Here is a 23,322-nt window from a genome sequence, read left to right on the forward strand (position 1 = left end):
ATCTAACTTTCTTACAATAATGGAAATAACTAATCAGAATCGATTTGATAACAATGTTAATTACACATTGTTTCCTTATGTTGCTCAAAATATTTTAAAACCAATGCACATAAAAAGAGCAGAGGGGATATTCTTTTATGATGTTGACGACAAACAGTATATCGACTTTTCTTCGCAATATATGAATGTCAATATAGGCCATGGTCATTCTGCTGTTATGGACGCGGTTGTGGAGCAGATGAAATCTTTTAGTTATATGAACCCTGGTTTTGCTACAAATGTGCGCGGAGAGCTTGGATTGGAGTTGTCAAAACTCCTCCCTGGAAATTTAACTAAAACCTTTTTCACTTTAGGTGGGTCAGACGCTATCGACAGCGCCGTTCAAATAGCAAGAAGTTATACTGGAAGGTCAAAAATTGTCACGATGGCCCGCTCTTATCACGGAGGCACGTACAGTACTTTATCAATGAGTGGTGATCCGAGGCGTTTGTTACTTGGAAATCATAACATGGCGGATGTTGTAAGGGCCGATAATCCTTATTTTTACAGATGCCCCTGGGGGAGTGGGAGCATTGAAGAGTGTGGGATAAATTGCGCTGAGAATCTGGAAAAAATTATCATCGGAGAGGGTGCCGAAACTATTGCCGCAATAATTTTGGAAGGAGAATCAGGCACTTCCGGATGTATTAAATATCCACCTGATTTCTGGAGATTAGTAAGGCAGGTTTGTGATAAATACGGAATACTGTTAATTGATGATGAGGTAATGAGTGGTTTTGGAAGAACCGGGAAAATGTTTGCGGTAGAACATCACAATGTTATGCCTGATATGATGTGTATGGCAAAAGGGCTAACTTCCGGTTATATGCCTTTGGGAGCAGTAGCAGTTAGTAAGGTAATTTCTGATTACTTTGATAGCAAGCCTCTTCCATGTGGCCTTACCTATTCAGCCCATCCGGTAAGTTGTGCTGCTGCTTTAGCTGTATTAAATATTTATAAGGAGGAGAGGTTGGTGGAGAATGCTTCAGAAATGGGCGCTTATATTTTTGAGAAATTACAGAAACTCAGCAATGAACATATATCGATAGGAGATTTTAGGCTTACAGGATTGCTCGGATGTATTGAGTTAGTGAAAGACAGAGATACCAAGGAGCCAATTACTTCGCCAATCGGGGGAACCCACAATATGGAAGTAATGGATAAAATAGATGCAATTTTTAAAGAGCAGGGCCTTTTTACCCTTATTCGCTGGAACATTATTTTTATTGCCCCCCCGCTTTGTATAACTAAGGAACAGATTGATATTGCATTTAAGATATTATCAAAAGGGTTGTGCATAGCAGATAAATATTATAAACAATCGTATTCCGCGATTGAAAGTTGACTATTGACTACGTGTTTTATAATTATTCCATAATTTGAAATACATCACTGCTTCTCTACTTAACCTAAGCTTAAAACGGAGGCCTAACGCATCCGCATCCAAATAAGGCAGCAAGCTTTTTTAATAAGATAAGTTTAAGGGGCAAATGAAAATATCTTTTATTGGGTTTAATCAACAATGGTAAAGTTGCTTAACACGGTAAAAGACAGCTGCCATACATGGGCAGCCTGCACGTTAGATGCATCGGCATATCGGCTTTTGGACAGCAACCTGCATCAAAGAAACAAACTACACTATCTCTATAACATCACTTTTCAAAGGGGCGGTAAATGCCGACTAATTGATACTATTTAAAAAAATTCCATTTACGTATGATCGCTAATATAGAAAAGTCAAATATTGAAGAAATATTTGATCTTAATACCGCTCAAAAGGGAATGCTATTTCATTATCTAAAAGATGAAGGAAATCAATTCAATGTACAGATCGTTCTGAGAATTGAAGGGATTATGGATATTGATTTGCTGGAACAGTCTATTCGAAGTATTCAAGCTAACAATGAAGTGCTCAGGTCTGTATTTAATTGGGAAATTCCAGGCAAACCGTTTCAAATCATTCTTAAGGAAATTCCAGTTGAACTTACCGTTGAACATTTCTTTGACAAGCTAACCGGGGAATTGCCTTCTCTTTGTAACAGGTATTTGGATCAGGACAGGCAAAGAAGATTTGACTTGAATGGATTGCCGATTAGATTTGGAATAATTAAATGCGAACATAACTCATATTTAATGCACATTACCCACCATCATATTTTGTATGACGGATGGAGTACAGGGATAATATTGAAGGAAATATTTTCTGCCTATGACATGTTATTGCAAAAAAGCGCGCCCGCTCTTATTGCAAAACCATCTTTTAAGGAAATTCAAAAAGCAATTCGGGTAAAAACAGCCAATAGCCCGGGAAACCAATTTTGGGCTGATTACATGGAGGGATATGAACTTGCTAACTTAAGTTCAATGCTGTCTGGTAAACAAGAAAAGGAAAAACTCAAAACTATATCGATAATTGACAGGGAGTTAGATATAGAATCTTTCTCAGCCGGGAATAAAGTTACCAAAGCATCTATTATTTATGCAGCATACGGCATGTTGATACAAAAGTATCTGTACACATCCGATATTGTTTTTGGCACTGCGGTTTCATACAGGGAGGGGGATATGCGGAACGCTGAAAATGTAGTGGGAAATTTTATCAATATTATTCCACTTAGGCTTCGGGGAAACGGAAACTTGTCATTGCTCGAAACCATAATGGGTGTGCAGGCAGACCTGATTGATAGGAATGCTTATAATCATACTTCTTATTTTGATATCCGGCAAATGATGGGACTTCAGCCATCAGAATCGCTGTTTGACTCTGTATTAGTTATAGAAAACTATCCCCTTGATAAAAGCATAAAAAGGAATGATCGCGATTATCAGGTAAGTTTACATTCATTGTATGAAAATACAGGTATGCCCCTGCTTGTCACTGTATTTTTAGATGAGGGATTAAGGATTGATTATACCTATAATATAGATCGCATTCCCGATGAGTTAGTTTCTGTTCTATCAAGTCAGCTACCTCTAATTATCAGGTCTATTTTGAATAGCCCGTTGGAATTAGCCGGGGCTGTAAGTATTTTGACCGAAAAGGAGCGTAATGAGATATTATACGAATTTAATAACACGGAAGTAAGCTATCCGAAAAATAAAACAATTGTTGAATTGTTTGAAAAGCAGGTTGAGAAGACACCCGGAAAATGCGCGATATTTAGTGTAAGTGAATCGATAACATATAATGAGCTAAATAAGCGCATTAATCGGCTGGCCCATTTTTTAAAATATAACGGTGTAAAAAAGGGGGGTATAGTTGGAATATTGATGGACCGCTCAATAGATTTTGTTATCAATGTTTTTGCTGTAGTCAAAGCTGGGGCTTTATACCTGCCAATAGATGCTGGTTATCCGGATGAAAGGATAAACTATATGCTCGAAAATAGTGAAGCAAATGTTTTGCTTACGAAAGAAGAAATACTAAAAGGTAAAAATGTAAAAGAAGGATCCGTCATTTTTTGCTATGATAAGCTGTTACAGGAGCTTAATGCTTTAGCAGATTCAAATCCACCAGCGCAGGAAGTAGAAGACATTTATGTACTTTATACCTCTGGTTCTACAGGGCTTCCTAAAGGAGTGGTCGGAACCGAAAAGGGTTTGATTAATCGCTTGTACTGGGGATGGGATAAGTATCCCATAAATGATGATGATGTGTTTTGCCTGAAAACTAATATTGGTTTCGGGGATCATGTGGTCGAAATGTTTTCTCCTTTATTATCGGGTACTCCGGTGAGGGTATTCGGTGAAGAGGAGATACTGAACATAACTGTAATGTATTCTCTGCTTATCAGAGAGAAAATAACGAGAATAACGCTTGTTCCAACTTATCTGAAAGCATTGATTGATCAAATGCGGGAAGAGGAACCACGTACTCATGCTCTAAAATATGTGTTCTGTAGCGGAGAGGCCCTGCCGTTTCAGCAGGCGAAGGATTTTTACAGGGTGTTCCACGGCGTACAGCTGGTAAATATATATGGATCAACAGAAGTAAGCGCGGATGCAACTTCTTATGATGTGGAAAGGGGGTATGTGGATGACGGTTCGTTAGATTTAAGAGATAATGAAATTATTGATGAACCGCGGAATCTGTATTCCAAAAAAATCCCTATCGGAAAACCTATATCAAATACAACGGCCTATATCCTTGATGAGAATTATAATCCTGTACCTATCGGAGTATGCGGGGAGTTGTATGTAGGAGGTTCGGGGGTTGCGCGGGGATATCTGAACAATGCTGATCTGAGTTCAGAAAAGTTTGTGTCGGATCCTTATCGTAAAGGTGATCGAATGTACCGTACTGGAGACCTTGGGCGGTGGAGATCAGATGGAACGATCGAGTTTCTGGGCCGTCGGGACGATCAGGTGAAAATCCGGGGGCACCGTATAGAGCCGGGAGAGATCGCTGTACACGTCAACGGGTATGCTGGTATAGGGGATGCAGTGGTGCAGGTTCGGGAGCGTGGTGGAGAGAAATACCTGGTGTGCTACTATGTTTCATCGGATGTAATTAGGGAGGATGATCTTCAGGAGTATTTGTCTTTTCGGTTGCCGGAGTATATGATACCCGGTCGTTATATTCGCCTGGAGAGTATCCCACTGACATCGAGCGGAAAGGTTGACCGGAAGAAGCTCCCGGAGCCGGAGATTATAAATTATGATAATTATATAGCGCCTGCGAATGCTGTTGAGGAGAAGCTGGCTGAGATCTGGTCAGAGGTATTGCAGATAGATAAGGGCGTTATCAGTACAGATTCGGGTTTTTTCCGTCTGGGTGGTCATTCGTTGAAAGCGATGGCGCTTGCGAATAAGATCTCCAGGCAGCTGCATGTAGAAGTTCCTTTAAAGGAGATTTTTTTACGCCAGGATATCCGTGGTCTTTGTGCTTTTATACAAGGGTCATCGAATTCAGGCTATTCGGGGATATCGAAAGCAGATGCTGCTGAATCCTATCCTTTGTCGTCCTCCCAGAAGCGGATGTATTTCCTTTATGAGTTTGATAAGTTATCGGTGGCGTATAATATGCCTGTTGTTTTGGAGCTTGAAGGGGAACTGGACCATAGGCGTATAAGCGGGGCCTTTGGCGGTTTGATCTCTCGTCATGAGAGCCTGCGTACGACATTTGAAAGTGTTAACGGGCAAGTTGCGCAGCGGATTCATGGCGAATCCGGGTTTAACCTGGAATGGTATGAAAGCGAAGGCGTGGATGCGGGTCCTGTAATCCGGAGGTTTATCCGCCCTTTTGAACTGGAGCGAGGGCCGCTGTTCCGTGCCGGAGTGGTCAGGAGAGGGCAGAGTTCACATTTGTTATTGGTAGATATGCACCATATCATCACAGACGGTGTATCTCAGGGAATCCTGATCCGGGACTTTATGTCGCTGTACAATAATGAGGTATTACCGGAGCTTCGTTTGGAATATAAAGATTATTCGGTATGGCAGCAGGGCCCGGCACAACAGGAACGATTGCTGGGTCAGCGGGATTTCTGGAAAGGTGAATTTTCGGAGGGTGTGAGTTTGCTGAACCTTCCCTGCGACCATCCTCGTCCCGCGGTTAAAAGTTATCAGGGGAGCAACCGTTCCTTTATGCTGGATGCTGAAGATACATCAGGACTGAGGCAACTGGGTGAGGGTAGCGGGGCGACGTTGTTCATGACCGTGCTGTCGGTATTCAATGTATTTTTAAGCAAGTTGAGTAACGAGGAAGATATTACGGTGGGCACGGCAACTGCAGGGCGTTACCATGCCGAGCTTGAGGGTATTATAGGCCTGTTTGTTAATACACTGGCCCTGCGTAACCAGGCTTCCGGTTCCCTCAGCTTCCGGGAGTTTCTATCGGTTGTCAAGGAACGTACGCTGTCGTGCTTTGATAATCAACTGTATCCCTACGAGGAGCTGATCAATGAGCTGGAGTTGCCGCGTGATACGAGCCGCAGCCCGTTGTTCGATGTGATGTTCTCTTATCAGAACTTTGGTCATAAAGATCTGGAGATCCCGGGGCTGAAACTTAAACCGGGGGCCAACGAGCATAATATATCGAAGTTTGATCTTACGCTAACAGCTACTGAAACAGAGGGTAAGCTTCATTTGAACTTTGAATACAGCACATCGCTGTTTGAGGCTGAGACGATAGATCGGTTCATGTCCTATTTCGGGTTGCTGGTAAAGGCGGTTATAGCCGATGCGGACAGGAGTTTATCGGAACTGGACATGCTTCCTGCAACGGAGCGGTACCAGTTATTGTACGGGTTTAATGATACGGCTACTGATTACCCCAAAGAAAGGACGATCACAGACCTGTTTGAGGAGCAAGTGGAGAAAACCCCTGATCATGTCGCGGTAGTTAACGAGGGGAAAACAGTTACATACAGGCAACTGCTTGAACGGGTTAATCAGATAACGGATTTTTTAGGTTCACGTTCAACAGGCGGTGATATTATAGCTGTTTTTGCTGACAGGACAATAGATACGATAGCAAGCATGATTGCCATATTGAAAAATGGTTCAGCTTATTTGCCGGTAGATATAAAACTTCCTGCAGAGAGGGTGAGGTACATGCTAAATGATGCTGAAGTAAAAATCATTTTAACCAATGTTGCGATTCCTGAAGAAATACGCAGGGAGTACATTGTTCATGACATTTCCTTGATTGAGACAGAACCCGGAACATATGTGGAAAAGCCGGTCCGTTTCACAACCTCTGAAGATGTTGCTTATGTTATGTATACATCAGGAACTACAGGTTTACCCAAAGGTGTAATGATCAGTAACCGGAACATATCTGGACTGGTTATTAATTCAGACTATGTGGAGTTGAATGAAACAACAAGGATCCTGTTAACTGGTATGTTGTCTTTTGATGCCACGACATTTGAAATATGGGGAAGTTTGTTAAATGGAGGAGCGGTTTATTTATTTCCGGAGGACACGTTGCTAGATACGGAACAGCTGGGCAGTATAATGGAATCCTGTGAGATAAATACGATGTTTCTGACCACAGCCCTTTACAACTTTCATGTTCAGGAGAAAGTATCCATATTCAAGGGGTTGAAATATCTTCTGGTAGGTGGTGAGGTATTAAGCCCTTATCATATAAATAGAGTACATGACCTGTACCCTTCTGTTCATCTCATCAATTGTTATGGTCCTACAGAAAACACTACATTTTCCGTTTGCCACAGCATTGTTGAAAGATATGAGCAGCATATCCCTATCGGAAAACCTATATCAAATACAACGGCCTATATCCTTGATGAGAATTATAATCCTGTACCTATCGGAGTATGCGGGGAGTTGTATGTAGGAGGTTCGGGGGTTGCGCGGGGATATCTGAACAATGCTGATCTGAGTTCAGAAAAGTTTGTGTCGGATCCTTATCGTAAAGGTGATCGAATGTACCGTACTGGAGACCTTGGGCGGTGGAGATCAGATGGAACGATCGAGTTTCTGGGCCGTCGGGACGATCAGGTGAAAATCCGGGGGCACCGTATAGAGCCGGGAGAGATCGCTGTACACGTCAACGGGTATGCTGGTATAGGGGATGCAGTGGTGCAGGTTCGGGAGCGTGGTGGAGAGAAATACCTGGTGTGCTACTATGTTTCATCGGATGTAATTAGGGAGGATGATCTTCAGGAGTATTTGTCTTTTCGGTTGCCGGAGTATATGATACCCGGTCGTTATATTCGCCTGGAGAGTATCCCACTGACATCGAGCGGAAAGGTTGACCGGAAGAAGCTCCCGGAGCCGGAGATTATAAATTATGATAATTATATAGCGCCTGCGAATGCTATTGAGGAGAAGCTGGCTGAGATCTGGTCAGAGGTATTGCAGATAGATAAGGGCGTTATCAGTACAGATTCGGGTTTTTTCCGTCTGGGTGGTCATTCGTTGAAAGCGATGGCGCTTGCGAATAAGATCTCCAGGCAGCTGCATGTAGAAGTTCCTTTAAAGGAGATTTTTTTACGCCAGGATATCCGTGGTCTTTGTGCTTTTATACAAGGGTCATCGAATTCAGGCTATTCGGGGATATCGAAAGCAGATGCTGCTGAATCCTATCCTTTGTCGTCCTCCCAGAAGCGGATGTATTTCCTTTATGAGTTTGATAAGTTATCGGTGGCGTATAATATGCCTGTTGTTTTGGAGCTTGAAGGGGAACTGGACCATAGGCGTATAAGCGGGGCCTTTGGCGGTTTGATCTCTCGTCATGAGAGCCTGCGTACGACATTTGAAAGTGTTAACGGGCAAGTTGCGCAGCGGATTCATGGCGAATCCGGGTTTAACCTGGAATGGTATGAAAGCGAAGGCGTGGATGCGGGTCCTGTGATCCGGAGGTTTATCCGCCCTTTTGAACTGGAGCGAGGGCCGCTGTTCCGTGCCGGAGTGGTCAGGAGAGGGCAGAGTTCACATTTGTTATTGGTAGATATGCACCATATCATCACAGACGGTGTATCTCAGGGAATCCTGATCCGGGACTTTATGTCGCTGTACAATAATGAGGTATTACCGGAGCTTCGTTTGGAATATAAAGATTATTCGGTATGGCAGCAGGGCCCGGCACAACAGGAACGATTGCTGGGTCAGCGGGATTTCTGGAAAGGTGAATTTTCGGAGGGTGTGAGTTTGCTGAACCTTCCCTGCGACCATCCTCGTCCCGCGGTTAAAAGTTATCAGGGGAGCAACCGTTCCTTTATGCTGGATGCTGAAGATACATCAGGACTGAGGCAACTGGGTGAGGGTAGCGGGGCGACGTTGTTCATGACCGTGCTGTCGGTATTCAATGTATTTTTAAGCAAGTTGAGTAACGAGGAAGATATTACGGTGGGCACGGCAACTGCAGGGCGTTACCATGCCGAGCTTGAGGGTATTATAGGCCTGTTTGTTAATACACTGGCCCTGCGTAACCAGGCCACCGGTTCCCTCAGCTTCCGGGAGTTTCTATCAGTTGTCAAGGAACGTACGCTGTCGTGCTTTGATAATCAACTGTATCCCTACGAGGAGCTGATCAATGAGCTGGAGTTGCCGCGTGATACGAGCCGCAGCCCGTTGTTCGATGTGATGTTCTCTTATCAGAACTTTGGTCATAAAGATCTGGAGATCCCGGGGCTGAAACTTAAACCGGGGGCCAACGAGCATAATATATCGAAGTTTGATCTTACGCTAACAGCTACTGAAACAGAGGGTAAGCTTCATTTGAACTTTGAATACAGCACATCGCTGTTTGAGGCTGAGACGATAGATCGGTTCATGTCCTATTTCGGGTTGCTGGTAAAGGCGGTTATAGCCGATGCGGACAGGAGTTTATCGGAACTGGACATGCTTCCTGCAACGGAGCGGTACCAGTTATTGTACGGGTTTAATGATACGGCTACTGATTACCCCAAAGAAAGGACGATCACAGACCTGTTTGAGGAGCAAGTGGAGAAAACCCCTGATCATGTAGCGGTAGTTTTTAAAGAGGAACAGCTAACGTATAAAGCTTTAAACGAAAAGTCGAATCAGCTTGCCCGTTATTTACTTTCGGCCGGCATAGTTCCGGAAAATGTGGTGGGATTATTACTGAACCGTTCATTGGAAATGGCGATTGGCATAATAGGCATATTAAAGGCCGGAGCCGTCTATATGCCGATAGAACCTAGTTTGCCGGAACAACGGATCAAATATATGTTGGATCAAAGCGGAACACGCCTGCTGCTTACGCATGATCAATATTTAGGGCAGAATTATACTGATTGCCGGGTCATGGACATTAATTCAGCAGCCGGTTACGGTGGTAATAAAGAAAATTTGTATGTTAAAACGGGACCTGAGGATTTAGCATACTGCATATTTACATCAGGATCAACCGGTTTGCCCAAGGGGGTAATGGTAGGCAACCAGAGTGTTGTGAATTTGGTAACGGGCCTGGAGAAAAAAGTATATAAATATTATAACGATAAACCCTTACATGTTGCTTTACTCGCTTCTTGTATATTTGACGTATCTCTGCAACCAATATTTGGATCATTATTACTTGGCCATTGCCTGTATATATGTGATGAGCAAGATCGTAAAGATGGCAACCGTTTGATAGACTTCTACAACAATAATGATATCGACCTGTCAGACGGAACGCCAACACACCTGCGTTTAGTGGTGGAATCATTGGATAAGAAGATAAACCTGAAAAGCCTGAGCAGCTGGATACTGGCAGGGGAAATATTGCCAAAAGAGCTGGTACGGGAGTTCTATGACCGGATCGGGGACCGGGAAATAAAATTATTCGACTTTTACGGGCCGACTGAGACCTGTGTGTATTCAACCTGTTTTGAGATTATCCGTGATGAACTGGACGCTTATCCGACAATACCTATAGGAAGCCCGCTTCCAAATGAACGGATTTATATTACGGATAAATATGGCAGTCTAACCCCTACGGGTGTGGCTGGAGAGCTTTGCATAGCGGGAGATGGGCTTGCAAAATGCTATGTGGGGAATGCCGGCTTAACCTCTGAAAAATTTCGGGAAGATTGGATAAGTAACGGAGAGCGGGTTTACCGTACCGGTGACTTGGCCAGGTGGCTGCCTGATGGGAATATAGAATATCTTGGTCGTACAGACAGCCAGGTAAAGATTCGTGGGTACCGGATAGAATTAGGAGAAATAGAAAGCTGGCTTACAGGATACGAAGGGATCAAAAATGCAGTGGTTTTAGTTAAAGAAAAAGATGAGAATAAGTATCTGGCAGCCTACTTTATATCTGAAAAAGACATAAAGCCGGAAATGCTCCGAAATTATCTGGCAGAACATTTACCGGAATATATGCTGCCTGCACATTATGTTCGCATAGACAGCATGCCACTAACTTCCAGTGGGAAGATTGACAGAAACGCGTTCCCGGAAATAGGGTTAGGTACAAGCGATAATTATATAGCGCCTGCGAATGCTATTGAGGAGAAGCTGGCTGAGATCTGGTCAGAGGTATTGCAGATAGATAAGGGCGTTATCAGTACAGATTCGGGTTTTTTCCGTCTGGGTGGTCATTCGTTGAAAGCGATGGCGCTTGCGAATAAGATCTCCAGGCAGCTGCATGTAGAAGTTCCTTTAAAGGAGATTTTTTTACGCCAGGATATCCGTGGTCTTTGTGCTTTTATACAAGGGTCATCGAATTCAGGCTATTCGGGGATATCGAAAGCAGATGCTGCTGAATCCTATCCTTTGTCGTCCTCCCAGAAGCGGATGTATTTCCTTTATGAGTTTGATAAGTTATCGGTGGCGTATAATATGCCTGTTGTTTTGGAGCTTGAAGGGGAACTGGACCATAGGCGTATAAGCGGGGCCTTTGGCGGTTTGATCTCTCGTCATGAGAGCCTGCGTACGACATTTGAAAGTGTTAACGGGCAAGTTGCGCAGCGGATTCATGGCGAATCCGGGTTTAACCTGGAATGGTATGAAAGCGAAGGCGTGGATGCGGGTCCTGTAATCCGGAGGTTTATCCGCCCTTTTGAACTGGAGCGAGGGCCGCTGTTCCGTGCCGGAGTGGTCAGGAGAGGGCAGAGTTCACATTTGTTATTGGTAGATATGCACCATATCATCACAGACGGTGTATCTCAGGGAATCCTGATCCGGGACTTTATGTCGCTGTACAATAATGAGGTATTACCGGAGCTTCGTTTGGAATATAAAGATTATTCGGTATGGCAGCAGGGCCCGGCACAACAGGAACGATTGCTGGGTCAGCGGGATTTCTGGAAAGGTGAATTTTCGGAGGGTGTGAGTTTGCTGAACCTTCCCTGCGACCATCCTCGTCCCGCGGTTAAAAGTTATCAGGGGAGCAACCGTTCCTTTATGCTGGATGCTGAAGATACATCAGGACTGAGGCAACTGGGTGAGGGTAGCGGGGCGACGTTGTTCATGACCGTGCTGTCGGTATTCAATGTATTTTTAAGCAAGTTGAGTAACGAGGAAGATATTACGGTGGGCACGGCAACTGCAGGGCGTTACCATGCCGAGCTTGAGGGTATTATAGGCCTGTTTGTTAATACACTGGCCCTGCGTAACCAGGCTTCCGGTTCCCTCAGCTTCCGGGAGTTTCTATCGGTTGTCAAGGAACGTACGCTGTCGTGCTTTGATAATCAACTGTACACCTACGAGGAGCTGATCAATGAGCTGGAGTTGCCGCGTGATACGAGCCGCAGCCCGTTGTTCGATGTGATGTTCTCTTATCAGAACTTTGGTCATAAAGATCTGGAGATCCCGGGGCTGAAACTTAAACCGGGGGCCAACGAGCATAATATATCGAAGTTTGATCTTACCCTGACAGCCACTGAAACAGAAGATAAGCTTCATCTGAACTTTGAATACAGCACATCGCTGTTTGAGGCTGAGACGATAGATCGGTTCATGTCCTATTTCGGGTTGCTGGTAAAGGCGGTTATAGCCGATGCGGACAGGAGTTTATCGGAACTGGACATGCTTCCTGAAGGGGAGCGGTACCAGTTATTGTACGGGTTTAATGATACGGCTACTGATTACCCCAAAGAAAGGACGATCACAGACCTGTTTGAGGAGCAAGTGGAGAAAACCCCTGATCATGTAGCGGTAGTTTTTAAAGAGGAACAGCTAACGTATAAAGCTTTAAACGAAAAGTCGAATCAGCTTGCCCGTTATTTACTTTCGGCCGGCATAGTTCCGGAAAATGTGGTGGGATTATTACTGAACCGTTCATTGGAAATGGCGATTGGCATAATAGGCATATTAAAGGCCGGAGCCGTCTATATGCCGATAGAACCTAGTTTGCCGGAACAACGGATCAAATATATGTTGGATCAAAGCGGAACACGCCTGCTGCTTACGCATGATCAATATTTAGGGCAGAATTATACTGATTGCCGGGTCATGGACATTAATTCAGCAGCCGGTTACGGTGGTAATAAAGAAAATTTGTATGTTAAAACGGGACCTGAGGATTTAGCATACTGCATATTTACATCAGGATCAACCGGTTTGCCCAAGGGGGTAATGGTAGGCAACCAGAGTGTTGTGAATTTGGTAACGGGCCTGGAGAAAAAAGTATATAAATATTATAACGATAAACCCTTACATGTTGCTTTACTCGCTTCTTACGCATTTGACGCATCCTTGCAACAAATATTTGGATCATTATTACTTGGCCATTGCCTGTATATATGTGATGAGCAAGATCGTAAAGATGGCAACCGTTTGATAGACTTCTACAACAATAATGATATCGACCTGTCAGACGGAACGCCAACACACCTGCGTTTAGTGGTGGAATCATTGGATAAGAAGATAAACCTGAAAAGCCTGAGCAGCTGGATACTGGCAGGGGAAATATTGCCAAAAGAGCTGGTACGGGAGTTCTATGACCGGATCGGGGACCGGGAAATAAAATTATTCAATTTTTACGGGCCGACTGAGACCTGTGTGGATTCAACCTGTTTTGAGATTATCCGTGATGAACTGGACGCTTATCCGACAATACCTATAGGAAGCCCGCTTCCAAATGAACGGATTTATATTACGGATAAATATGGCAGTCTAACCCCTACGGGTGTGGCTGGAGAGCTTTGCATAGCGGGAGATGGGCTTGCAAAATGCTATGTGGGGAATGCCGGCTTAACCTCTGAAAAATTTCGGGAAGATTGGATAAGTAACGGAGAGCGGGTTTACCGTACCGGTGACTTGGCCAGGTGGCTGCCTGATGGGAATATAGAATATCTTGGTCGTACGGACAACCAGGTAAAGATTCGTGGGTACCGGATAGAATTAGGAGAAATAGAAAGCTGGCTTACAGGATACGAAGGGATCAAAAATGCAGTGGTTTTAGTTAAAGAAAAAGATGAGAATAAGTATCTGGCAGCCTACTTTATATCTGAAAAAGACATAAAGCCAGAAATGCTCCGAAATTATCTGGCAGAACATTTACCGGAATATATGCTGCCTGCACATTATGTTCGCATAGACAGCATGCCACTAACTTCCAGTGGGAAGATTGACAGAAACGCGTTCCCGGAAATAGGGTTAGGTACAAGCGATAATTATATAGCCCCGGTTACCCGCGAGGAGCAATTACTTTGCGAGGTATGGTCAAGGGTTCTGGGAGTTAAACGAATAGGCATAACCGACAATTTCTTCTCGCTCGGAGGCGATTCGATCAAGTCAATCCAGGTATGTTCTAGAATGCGTATAGCTGGTTATAAAGTAACTGTTCAGGAAATATTTTATAATCAGACCATAGATAAGCTGGCAGTGCAGCTGAAAGGTATTGAGAAGGTATCGGATCAGACATCGGTAAATGGAGAGGTTGGGTTGACTGGTATTCAGCAAAAGTTTTTTGAAGGAGAACGGCTTCGGAAAAATCATTATAACCAGTCTGTTATGTTGAACTTCCAGGATAGGCTTACACTGGATGAGGTGCGGGAGATATTTGGCGTAATACAAGATCATCATGATGCATTAAGGATGGTTTATCGTGGAGGGGAGAAGCAGGTGGTACAGTATAATCGCGGCCCTGGTCAGCCTGTATTTGTTAATTATTTCGATTTGCAGGACAACATATCTCCACGGGAGAAACTGTATTCGATAAGTAATGAGCTGCAATCAGGTATTGATTTGGAGCAAGGCCCATTATTAAAACTCGGTTTATTTGATCTGATTGATGGAAGCCGTTTGTTGATTGTAATCCATCACCTTGTAACGGATGGTATATCCTGGCGAATTTTATTTGAAGATATAAAAACGTTATATCAGCAGCTGAAGCGTGGAGAGATACTGAAATTGCCCCCTAAAACTGATTCTTTCAAATTATGGTCACAGAAACTGAGGTCTGATTATATCGGAGGGAAGCGCTACACATCCGCTGTCGCATATTGGACTTCGATATTAACCCAGGAGGGGGTAGATATTACTTCAGGCAACACAGTAACAGAAAATACAATCGGAGAGGGTGCGAACTCAGGTTTTCGTCTGGAAAAAAGCCTCACGGAAAAACTGCTGGGAGAAGTACACAGCACGTTTAACACTCAAATAAATGATATTTTATTAGCCGGATTTTTGATGAGTGTTAATAAACATTATGGAACCGGAGCTTTACAGATGGATTTAGAGGGGCATGGTCGAGAAGATATCATACCCGGAATGGATATGAGCCGGACCATCGGGTGGTTTACAAGTGTTTACCCGGTGGTATTGAAGCAAACGGAAGATGGCCTGCCTGGTTTGATCAAATCAGTAAAGGAAACACTTCGGGGGGTTCCTAACAAGGGCATAGATTACCTGATAGCAAAGTACCTTTCTGGAGATATTCGTTCTGATGCCAGTTCCCGGATCATATTCAATTATCTGGGGCAGGTTGACAGCGATACAGGTGAGGAAGTGTTTTCGATTGCCACCGAATCTACAGGGCTTAACGCCTCACCGGAAGAACAAAGAGAATATGCCTGGGATGTATCTGCGATAGTTACCAATGACGAGTTACATATGCAAATAAGCTATAGCATTTCGCAGTATGACCAGTTAATGATGGATGAACTAATGGTCTCTTACAAAGCAAGTCTGGAAGAATTGATTGCCTATTGCCTAAGTCATGGCAAACGTGAGTTAACCCCGTCAGACCTTACTTATAAAGGTTTAACAATATCACAATTGGAAAAACTACAAGATAAATTGACAAAATATGAATTCTAACTCAAGTCCAAGCAACATCATTAAAGACATCTATCCATTATCACCGATGCAGGAAGGTATGCTGTTTCATTTTTTATTGGGAGCGAATGACTATTTCGAGCAGATTAGTTATCTTTTGATCGGAGATCTTAATATAAACCTCATAGAAAAGTGTTTTCAGACATTGGTTGATCGTTATGACACTTTTCGAACTATATTCCTCCATGAGGGATATGAACAACCGCTACAAGTGGTGCTCAAGGAAAGAAAAGGGGCGTTTACTTACATGGACATCCGTGATGAAGCAGAAAAAAAGGGAAGGGAGATAACGATTGAGAAGTACCGTTTATTGGACAGGGAACAGCGGTTTAAGCTTACTGAAGAAGTACCGTTACGGGTGGGCGTTTACAGGACTGGAAACGAAGAATATGAATTTATATGGAGCTTTCATCATATCTTGATGGATGGTTGGTGTATAAGTATCATAACCGGCGAATTAACCAGAATTTATCAAGCATGTGTAGAAGGCAAAGAGGTCATTTTACCGCCGGTTCAGCCTTATTCAAATTATATCAGCTGGCTTGAACAGCGGGATAAAGGGGCATCCCTGAGTTATTGGCGTGAATACCTTTCAGGCTATGAGAATTTGGCTACCATACCTAAAAACCGGAAGCAGTTGGAGCAGGATGATTTCGTATTAGGTTCAGAACATCTTGTTTTGGATGACCAAATTACGCAATCGTTAAAACAGATAGGTAGAGCATGTGGCGTAACCCTTAATACGATTCTGCAAACTGCCTGGGGAATCCTGTTATCCAGATACAATAACACTAATGATGTTGTGTTTGGTTCGGTCGTATCTGGCAGGCCATCCGAATTGACTGGGATAGAAAATATGGTAGGGCTGTTTATTAATACAGTACCAGTTCGGATAAGTTATGAGGAAAGGGATAGTGTAAAAGACGTCCTGATTCGATGCCAGGAGAGAGCTGTAGAAATGGAACAACATCATTATAATCCATTATCGGAAGTGCAGTCTACCAGCAGCCTTGGAGCAGCGTTGCTGGACCATATAATGATATATTATAATTATCCGATCGCCAAAGAAACCGGGGGAAAAAAACTTTACGAGATTACCGCATTCCAGGTTTTCCAGCCAACAACCTATGATCTGTCCATAGTAATAACTCCGGGAGATCAGACTTTAATACAAATTGATTACAATTTACATAAGTACGAAAAACAACTGATCGCAAGGCTCATTGACCACCTGTTAATAGTTATTAAACAGATAGCTCGTGATATTGATCAGTCAATAGCTAAGCTAAATATCTTAACAGAAGAAGAACAGGACGAGTTGGCATATAATTTCAACGGCTCGAAGCTGACTTATCCGCGCGATAAAACGATAGTTGATCTATTTGAAGAGCAAGTGCTCAATCACCCTGATAAAGTTGCCGTAGTTTTTAAAAATGAATCGCTTTCTTTCAATGAATTAAATAATAAGTCAAATCAGCTGGCTCATTATCTTAAATCTTTGGGTATCGTACCAGGTAGTGTTGTAGGTTTGTTAATGGACCGTTCTTTAGACATGATAATTGGTATAATGGGTGTGTTAAAAGCAGGTGCCGGTTACATGCCGGTCGACCCTGCGTTGCCAGAACAGCGGGTAGGTTATATGCTTGATAAAAGCAGGTGTAGTTTACTCCTTACACATCACTCATATTTAGAGCGGTATTCCGCCTATCTACCCGTTAAAGACATTAAATCCGTAGATATCTACCGAAACGATACAAAGAATATCAGGGTCAGTTTTGAATCTAACGATTTGGCTTACTGTATATTCACATCAGGCTCGAGCGGTTTGCCTAAAGGTGTGATGATGGGGCACAGGAGTGTTGTTAACCTCGTCAGAGGCTTGGAGGACAAAGTGTATCGTCATTACAAAGACAGCTGTTTACGTGTAGCTTTATTGGCATCATATGCTTTTGATGCTTCAATCCAACAGATCTTTGGAGCCGTTTTATTGGGGCATAGTTTGTATATCTGTGATGAAGAGGATCGCAAAGATGGTTTTTGTTTAATCGATTTTTATAATAGAAACGCCATCGACATATCAGATGGTACTCCAACTCATTTACGCTTGTTGTTACCGGCCTTAAATAATAGGGATGATTTAAAAAGCCTCCGGATTTGGATATTGGCGGGAGAAATGTTACCCAAAGAATTTGCAAAAGAGTTTTGCGAAAAGACAGAATGTAAAATAAAATTGTTCAATTTTTATGGCCCTACAGAAACATGTGTAGATTCAACAAGTTTCGAAATTATATTTGACAAGCTGGATGATTATGCAACGATACCGATAGGAAAACCACTTCCGAACGAACGGATTTACATTGCAGATCAATTTGGTAATCAGCAGCCTGTTGGTATTACCGGGGAATTATGCATAGCCGGTGATGGGCTCGCGCAGTGCTATGTCGGTGATTCGGCATTAACATTTGAGAAATTTGTTGAAGGCTGGATATCTGGTGAAGAGCGTGTTTACCGAACAGGTGATCTTGCTCGCTGGCTGGCTGACGGAAATATTGAATTTTTGGGCCGAATGGATAACCAGGTAAAAATCAGGAGCTATCGCATAGAGCTTGGAGAGATTGAAGGACAACTTGTTAGTCATCCGGAAATACAAGAGGCCGTTGTGCTGGCGCGTGAACAGGGAAGCGAGATATACCTGGTAGGATATTATGTGGCCGGTGAAAAGGTTTCTTCAACAACTCTACGAGCTTATCTGGCAGAGCGTTTACCAGAATACATGTTGCCGACATATTTTGTTCGCATGAGCAGTATGCCGCTTACTACAAACGGTAAAACGGATCATAAAAAATTACCTGAACCGGAATTTGAAACAGCAGGCGATGATTACGCAGCTCCCGGTAATGGAACGGAAAGGATTTTAGTGAAAATATGGAGTGAAGTATTGAAACTCGACTCCGGGGCTATCAGTGTAAACGCAAACTTTTTTGAATTAGGCGGGCATTCTATCAGGGCCATACAGTTGATTAATAAGATACAGGGTGCTTTTTCCGTAAAAATTGACTTAAGAAAAGTGCTCGAGAAAAATACTATATCAAACCTGGCTTTACTGATCAAGCAGGCCAAACCTAACGTTGATAATCTGATTCCTAAAATAGAACGACGGGAATATTATTTAACATCACCCGCACAAGAAAGGATGTACTATGGGTACCTTTTGAACACAAATAGCACCGGACGTAATATTAGCTCAGCAATAGAGGTAGGGCAAAACATACAACTAAAAGAATTGGAGAGTGCTTTTCAGGCCTTGGTAGAAAGGCATTCCAGTTTAAGAACATATTTCGAATTGACAAATGATGGTGTTGTTCAGAAAATACTGCCAAACGTTAAGTTTGAATTAGATTCACTAAACATTGGTCACAATGAAACGCTTAATAGCTGCTTTGAAAGTTTTATAAAGCCTTTTGATTTGTCTAAAGCGCCGCTTATCAGAGGCACAGTAGTAGCTGGCTTACACAAAAAATACTTGTTTATTGATATTCACCATATTGTGTGTGACGGAGTTTCTGTGAACATTTTGACGCGTGATTTAAGAGATATTTATTTCGGAAAAAGTTTACCTGAATTGCAATTAGAATATGTAGACTTTGCAGCGTGGGTTAGAAACGGGATAGTAAATGAAGAAAAACATCGAAATTACTGGTCGGAAAGGCTAACTGGTAATTTGAAAAACTTAAACCTGCCAGTTTTACGGGATAGGGAAGCAGTTCAAAACAGCACGGTATCAGAAGTAATGTTTTGGATTGAAAACGATGTTTATAAAAGTATAAAATCAATTTCAACAGACGCCGATGTTACCTATTTCATGTTTTTTCTTTCTGTTCTTTATGTTACATTAAATAAAATCACTGGAGATCACGATATTATAATAGGGACTGATAGCATAGGGAGAAACTCTAAACAGCTGGAAGAAATCGTAGGTACTTTTGTTAATGTCCTACCCCTTAGAATGGACATAAGTGGGAATGACAGTTATTCAATTTTTTTGCAAGAGGTAAAGGACTGTGTTTTAAATGCATTTGAGCACCAGGAATATCCGTATGACCGAATAATCGCAATGGTTGACTCGGATAGGAAACAACTCATTGATATTCATTTTTCTTTCGCCAATGTGTTCGACAGTAATCAGGAATTGAACGACCTGCAGTTTAATACAATTGATATTGCGGATGGTTTGGTAGCCGAATATGAGCCGACTAATCTTATCGAGAGCAGAAAAGCCGAATATGATATTGAAATTGTGGCTTGCGAAAAAGAAGGAAAGTTCCAATTATTATTCTTGTATAACAACTCATTATACGATGCCGACACTATCCGGATATTCACAGATACCTATAAATGTATACTGAAAACTGTTATAGGTAACGGGAAAATTGAAATTGATCAAATTGATATTGAACCGGCAATGACTTTATAATACGACATAATTGTATTCTGTAATAACAAACCTTAACATATAACCTAATGGAGAAAATAACAATCCCGGGCGTAGCAAATGCTATTGAATTGGGTAGTCTGGTGACGATTCAAATGCCTTCAAATGAACTCCCGTTAACAATACATGCAGCACCAGGTGTAAATTGTATGGAATGGGCAGCAGAGTATAACGATGAACTTAATCAATTACTCATAAGTTTCGGCGCTTTACTTTTGAGGGGATTTAAAATAGAAGGAGCCCCGGTATTTAATCAGTTGTTCTCTCTTATTTGCGGTGCTCCAATGGAATATAAAAACAGGACGTCGCCAAGGGAACAGGTTCACGATAATATTTACACCTCAACTTCTCATCCAAATGATCAATACATTCAGATGCATACTGAAAATTCCTATTCACAAGTATATAACAGGATCATAGCGTTTTATTGCCTTGTTCCTGCTGCTCAGGGGGGGGAAACGCCAATAGCAGATGAAAGAAAGCTATTAAAGAGGCTGCAGCCGGAAACTGTTCGGAAATTTCGTGAAAGGAAAATAAAGTATTTGAGAAATAGTATTCCAGGAATCGGATTAGATTGGAAAACAATTTATCAAACAGATGATAAAGAGGTTGTAAGTAAACACCTTAATGCTGTTGGGGCGGAATATATTTGGGCAGATGATGATCATTTAAGAGTAAAATGGATTCTGCCAGCGTTCCAGAAACATCCACTGACAGGAGAAGAGATGTGGTTTAACCATATGTACTTTGGTCTTAAATCTCATTATGACCCGATACTACTTGAATATTTCCAGGAAGATGATCTTCCTTTTGCTACTTATTATGGAGATGGAAGTGAAATTGAGGCTTCCGTAGTTCAAGAGTTTAAAGATTTTTATAATGAAAACTCAATTGTTTTTAAGTGGGAAACGAATGATTTTTTACTGTTAGATAATATGATGTTTTCCCACGGAAGGAAACCTTTCAAAGGAAACAGGACAATTTTGACGGCGATGGCACAGCCATTTACCATTTCAGCGTAGTGGTAAATTTTAAATAGTTTCGTTCTGCTACTTGAGTATATAATTTCTCCATCTATGTAAGCTGCAAATGCTTATAGGATACTTTTCTGTTCCCCAACTGATAAAAATGGGCCTCCTATATTCAAATTAAGGATTTTCCTTTTTATCTGGTATCACTCCATTTTCATTAATCACTCCCTTTATAATTTATGTGCGGTATTTGCGGATTTATAAAATATAGCGAAAGGATTTCAGCCGAAGATAAAAATACACTGCGCAAGATGAGTGAAATGCTTATTCATCGCGGTCCTGACGCACAAGATAATTTGTTTTTTGACAATGTAGCTTTTGGTTTTACAAGGCTTAGCATCATCGGCCTTGAAAATGGGATGCAACCGATATATAACGAGGATGAAAGTCTGGTGCTAATTTGTAACGGAGAAATATTTAACTACATAGAATTAAAAAAACATCTCAAATCTCGGGGACATTCATTCAGAACTGAGTCAGACGTTGAAGTAATCCTGCATTTATATGAAGAAAAGGGGACGGGATTTTTAAATGATTTGAACGGACAGTTTGCTTTTGCTCTTTTCGACAAGAAAAAGAAGATACTGTTTTGTGCAAGAGATCAGATGGGTATTCTGCCGTTCTTTTATACTTTAATTAACAATACTTTCGTATTCGGATCGGAAATAAAGGCAATATTGAAGCATCATTCCGTACAGGCAAGTGTAGATGTGACTGGGCTGGATCAAATTTTCACATTCCCAGGATTGATTAGTCCCCGCACTATGTTCCAGAACATCCACTCTCTGCAAAATGGTCATTTTCTGCTTGTTAATAATGATGGTCAAATTACCGATACCGAATATTGGGACCTGCCGCTGGTTCAGGACGAAGCATTTATAGATAAAAAAAGCGAAGCAAGGTATCTTGAGGAACTTGAATATCATTTCGAAAATGCGGTAAAGTTACGTTTAAGGTCGGATGTCCCTACTGGCCTGTATTTAAGTGGTGGTTTGGATTCAGCTTTGATAGCTATGAAAGTAGATCAGCTTTCTGATCAGAGTAAGAAAGAAGGATTTTCTATTGCATTTCCTGATTCACAGATATCTGAATCAGTTTATCAAAAAATAATTGCAAAAAGTTGTCACGCAGAACTTTATCAAAAAACTTTCCATTATAGTGACATCAGCGAGCGGCTAAAGCAAGTTATATACCACTGCGAATGTCCTATAAAGGAGACCTATAATACGGCTTCGTTACATCTTTCAAATGCAGTAAGAAATAACGGACTGAAGGTTATTTTATCCGGTGAGGGGGCAGATGAATTTTTTGCTGGCTACGTAGGGTACAGATTCGATAAGATGAGGGCGATGAGTTCGATCAAAAATCCCGTATCTCAGGAAGAATTTGATCTGAGGTGCAAAATATGGGGCGACGGTGATTTTTTTTACGAGAACAGCTTCCTCGAATCACAACAATTAAGAAAAAGCATATATTCTGATAGAATTACTTCTGATTTCACCAAGATAGATTGTCTCAATTATCAAATTATTAATCCTTTAAAAATCAGCGGAAGGGATATTGTAGCTAAAAGATCATATATCGATTATAAGTTGAGGCTTGTTGATCATTTAATCTCCGATCATGGAGATAGAATGGCGATGGCGAATTCCGTTGAAGTTAGATACCCTTTTCTTGACAAAAATCTGGTGGTGTTTTCTACCAGGGTACCTTCGGATCTGAAACTCAATGAATTTACTGAAAAGTACATTCTCCGGAGAATGGCGGAAAAAACTGTACCGAAAGAAATATTAGCCAGGGAAAAATTTGGCTTTGTCGCTCCGGGTAGTCCTTATTTATTGCAGAATAATATTGAATACATTAATGATATCTTATCCTATGATACAATTAGGAGGCAGGGCTATTTTAATGCAGACTATGTTGAAAAACTCAAAAAGCAATATAGTGAACCGGGCTTTTCAATTAACGTCCCTTTTGAGACAGATCTGTTAATCATCGTGATCACGTTTGGAATATTCCTGGAAGAGTTTATTGAAAAACGATAATATTCAATATCCA

At 42.0% G+C, this 23,322-nt stretch carries 5 protein-coding genes; all 5 read left to right on the top strand.

The genetic code is table 11. The features are described from left to right. The first annotated feature begins 19 nt into the window (after window positions 1-19). The 5 genes from MusilaSJ_RS01705 (at window position 20) to asnB (ending at window position 23,309) form a co-directional block, all read left to right on the top strand. Window positions 20-1,384: an aminotransferase family protein gene (locus MusilaSJ_RS01705; protein WP_274988348.1), complete on the top strand. Its 1,365-nt coding sequence runs from the start codon at window positions 20-22 to the stop codon at window positions 1,382-1,384. Window positions 1,385-1,755: 371 nt separating this feature from the next. Beyond that, entirely contained in the window at window positions 1,756-15,723 is a 13,968-nt protein-coding gene (locus tag MusilaSJ_RS01710; RefSeq protein WP_274988349.1) for a non-ribosomal peptide synthetase, read from the top strand. After that, entirely contained in the window at window positions 15,713-20,215 is a 4,503-nt protein-coding gene (locus MusilaSJ_RS01715) for a non-ribosomal peptide synthetase (RefSeq protein WP_274988350.1), read from the top strand. The genes MusilaSJ_RS01710 and MusilaSJ_RS01715 overlap by 11 nt, the downstream gene beginning before the upstream one ends. 47 nt (window positions 20,216-20,262) lie before the next feature. Further along, the gene (locus MusilaSJ_RS01720) at window positions 20,263-21,255 is read left to right on the top strand and encodes a TauD/TfdA family dioxygenase (RefSeq protein WP_274988351.1); all 993 of its coding nucleotides are present in this window, start codon (window positions 20,263-20,265) and stop codon (window positions 21,253-21,255) included. 188 nt (window positions 21,256-21,443) lie between these two features. After that, a complete protein-coding gene (gene asnB / locus MusilaSJ_RS01725; RefSeq protein WP_274988352.1) occupies window positions 21,444-23,309 on the top strand; it encodes an asparagine synthase (glutamine-hydrolyzing) in 1,866 nt (621 codons plus the stop codon). Window positions 23,310-23,322: the final 13 nt, after the last annotated feature.

Origin of the sequence: Mucilaginibacter sp. SJ (assembly GCF_028993635.1) — a bacterium.
Lineage (GTDB): Bacteria > Bacteroidota > Bacteroidia > Sphingobacteriales > Sphingobacteriaceae > Mucilaginibacter.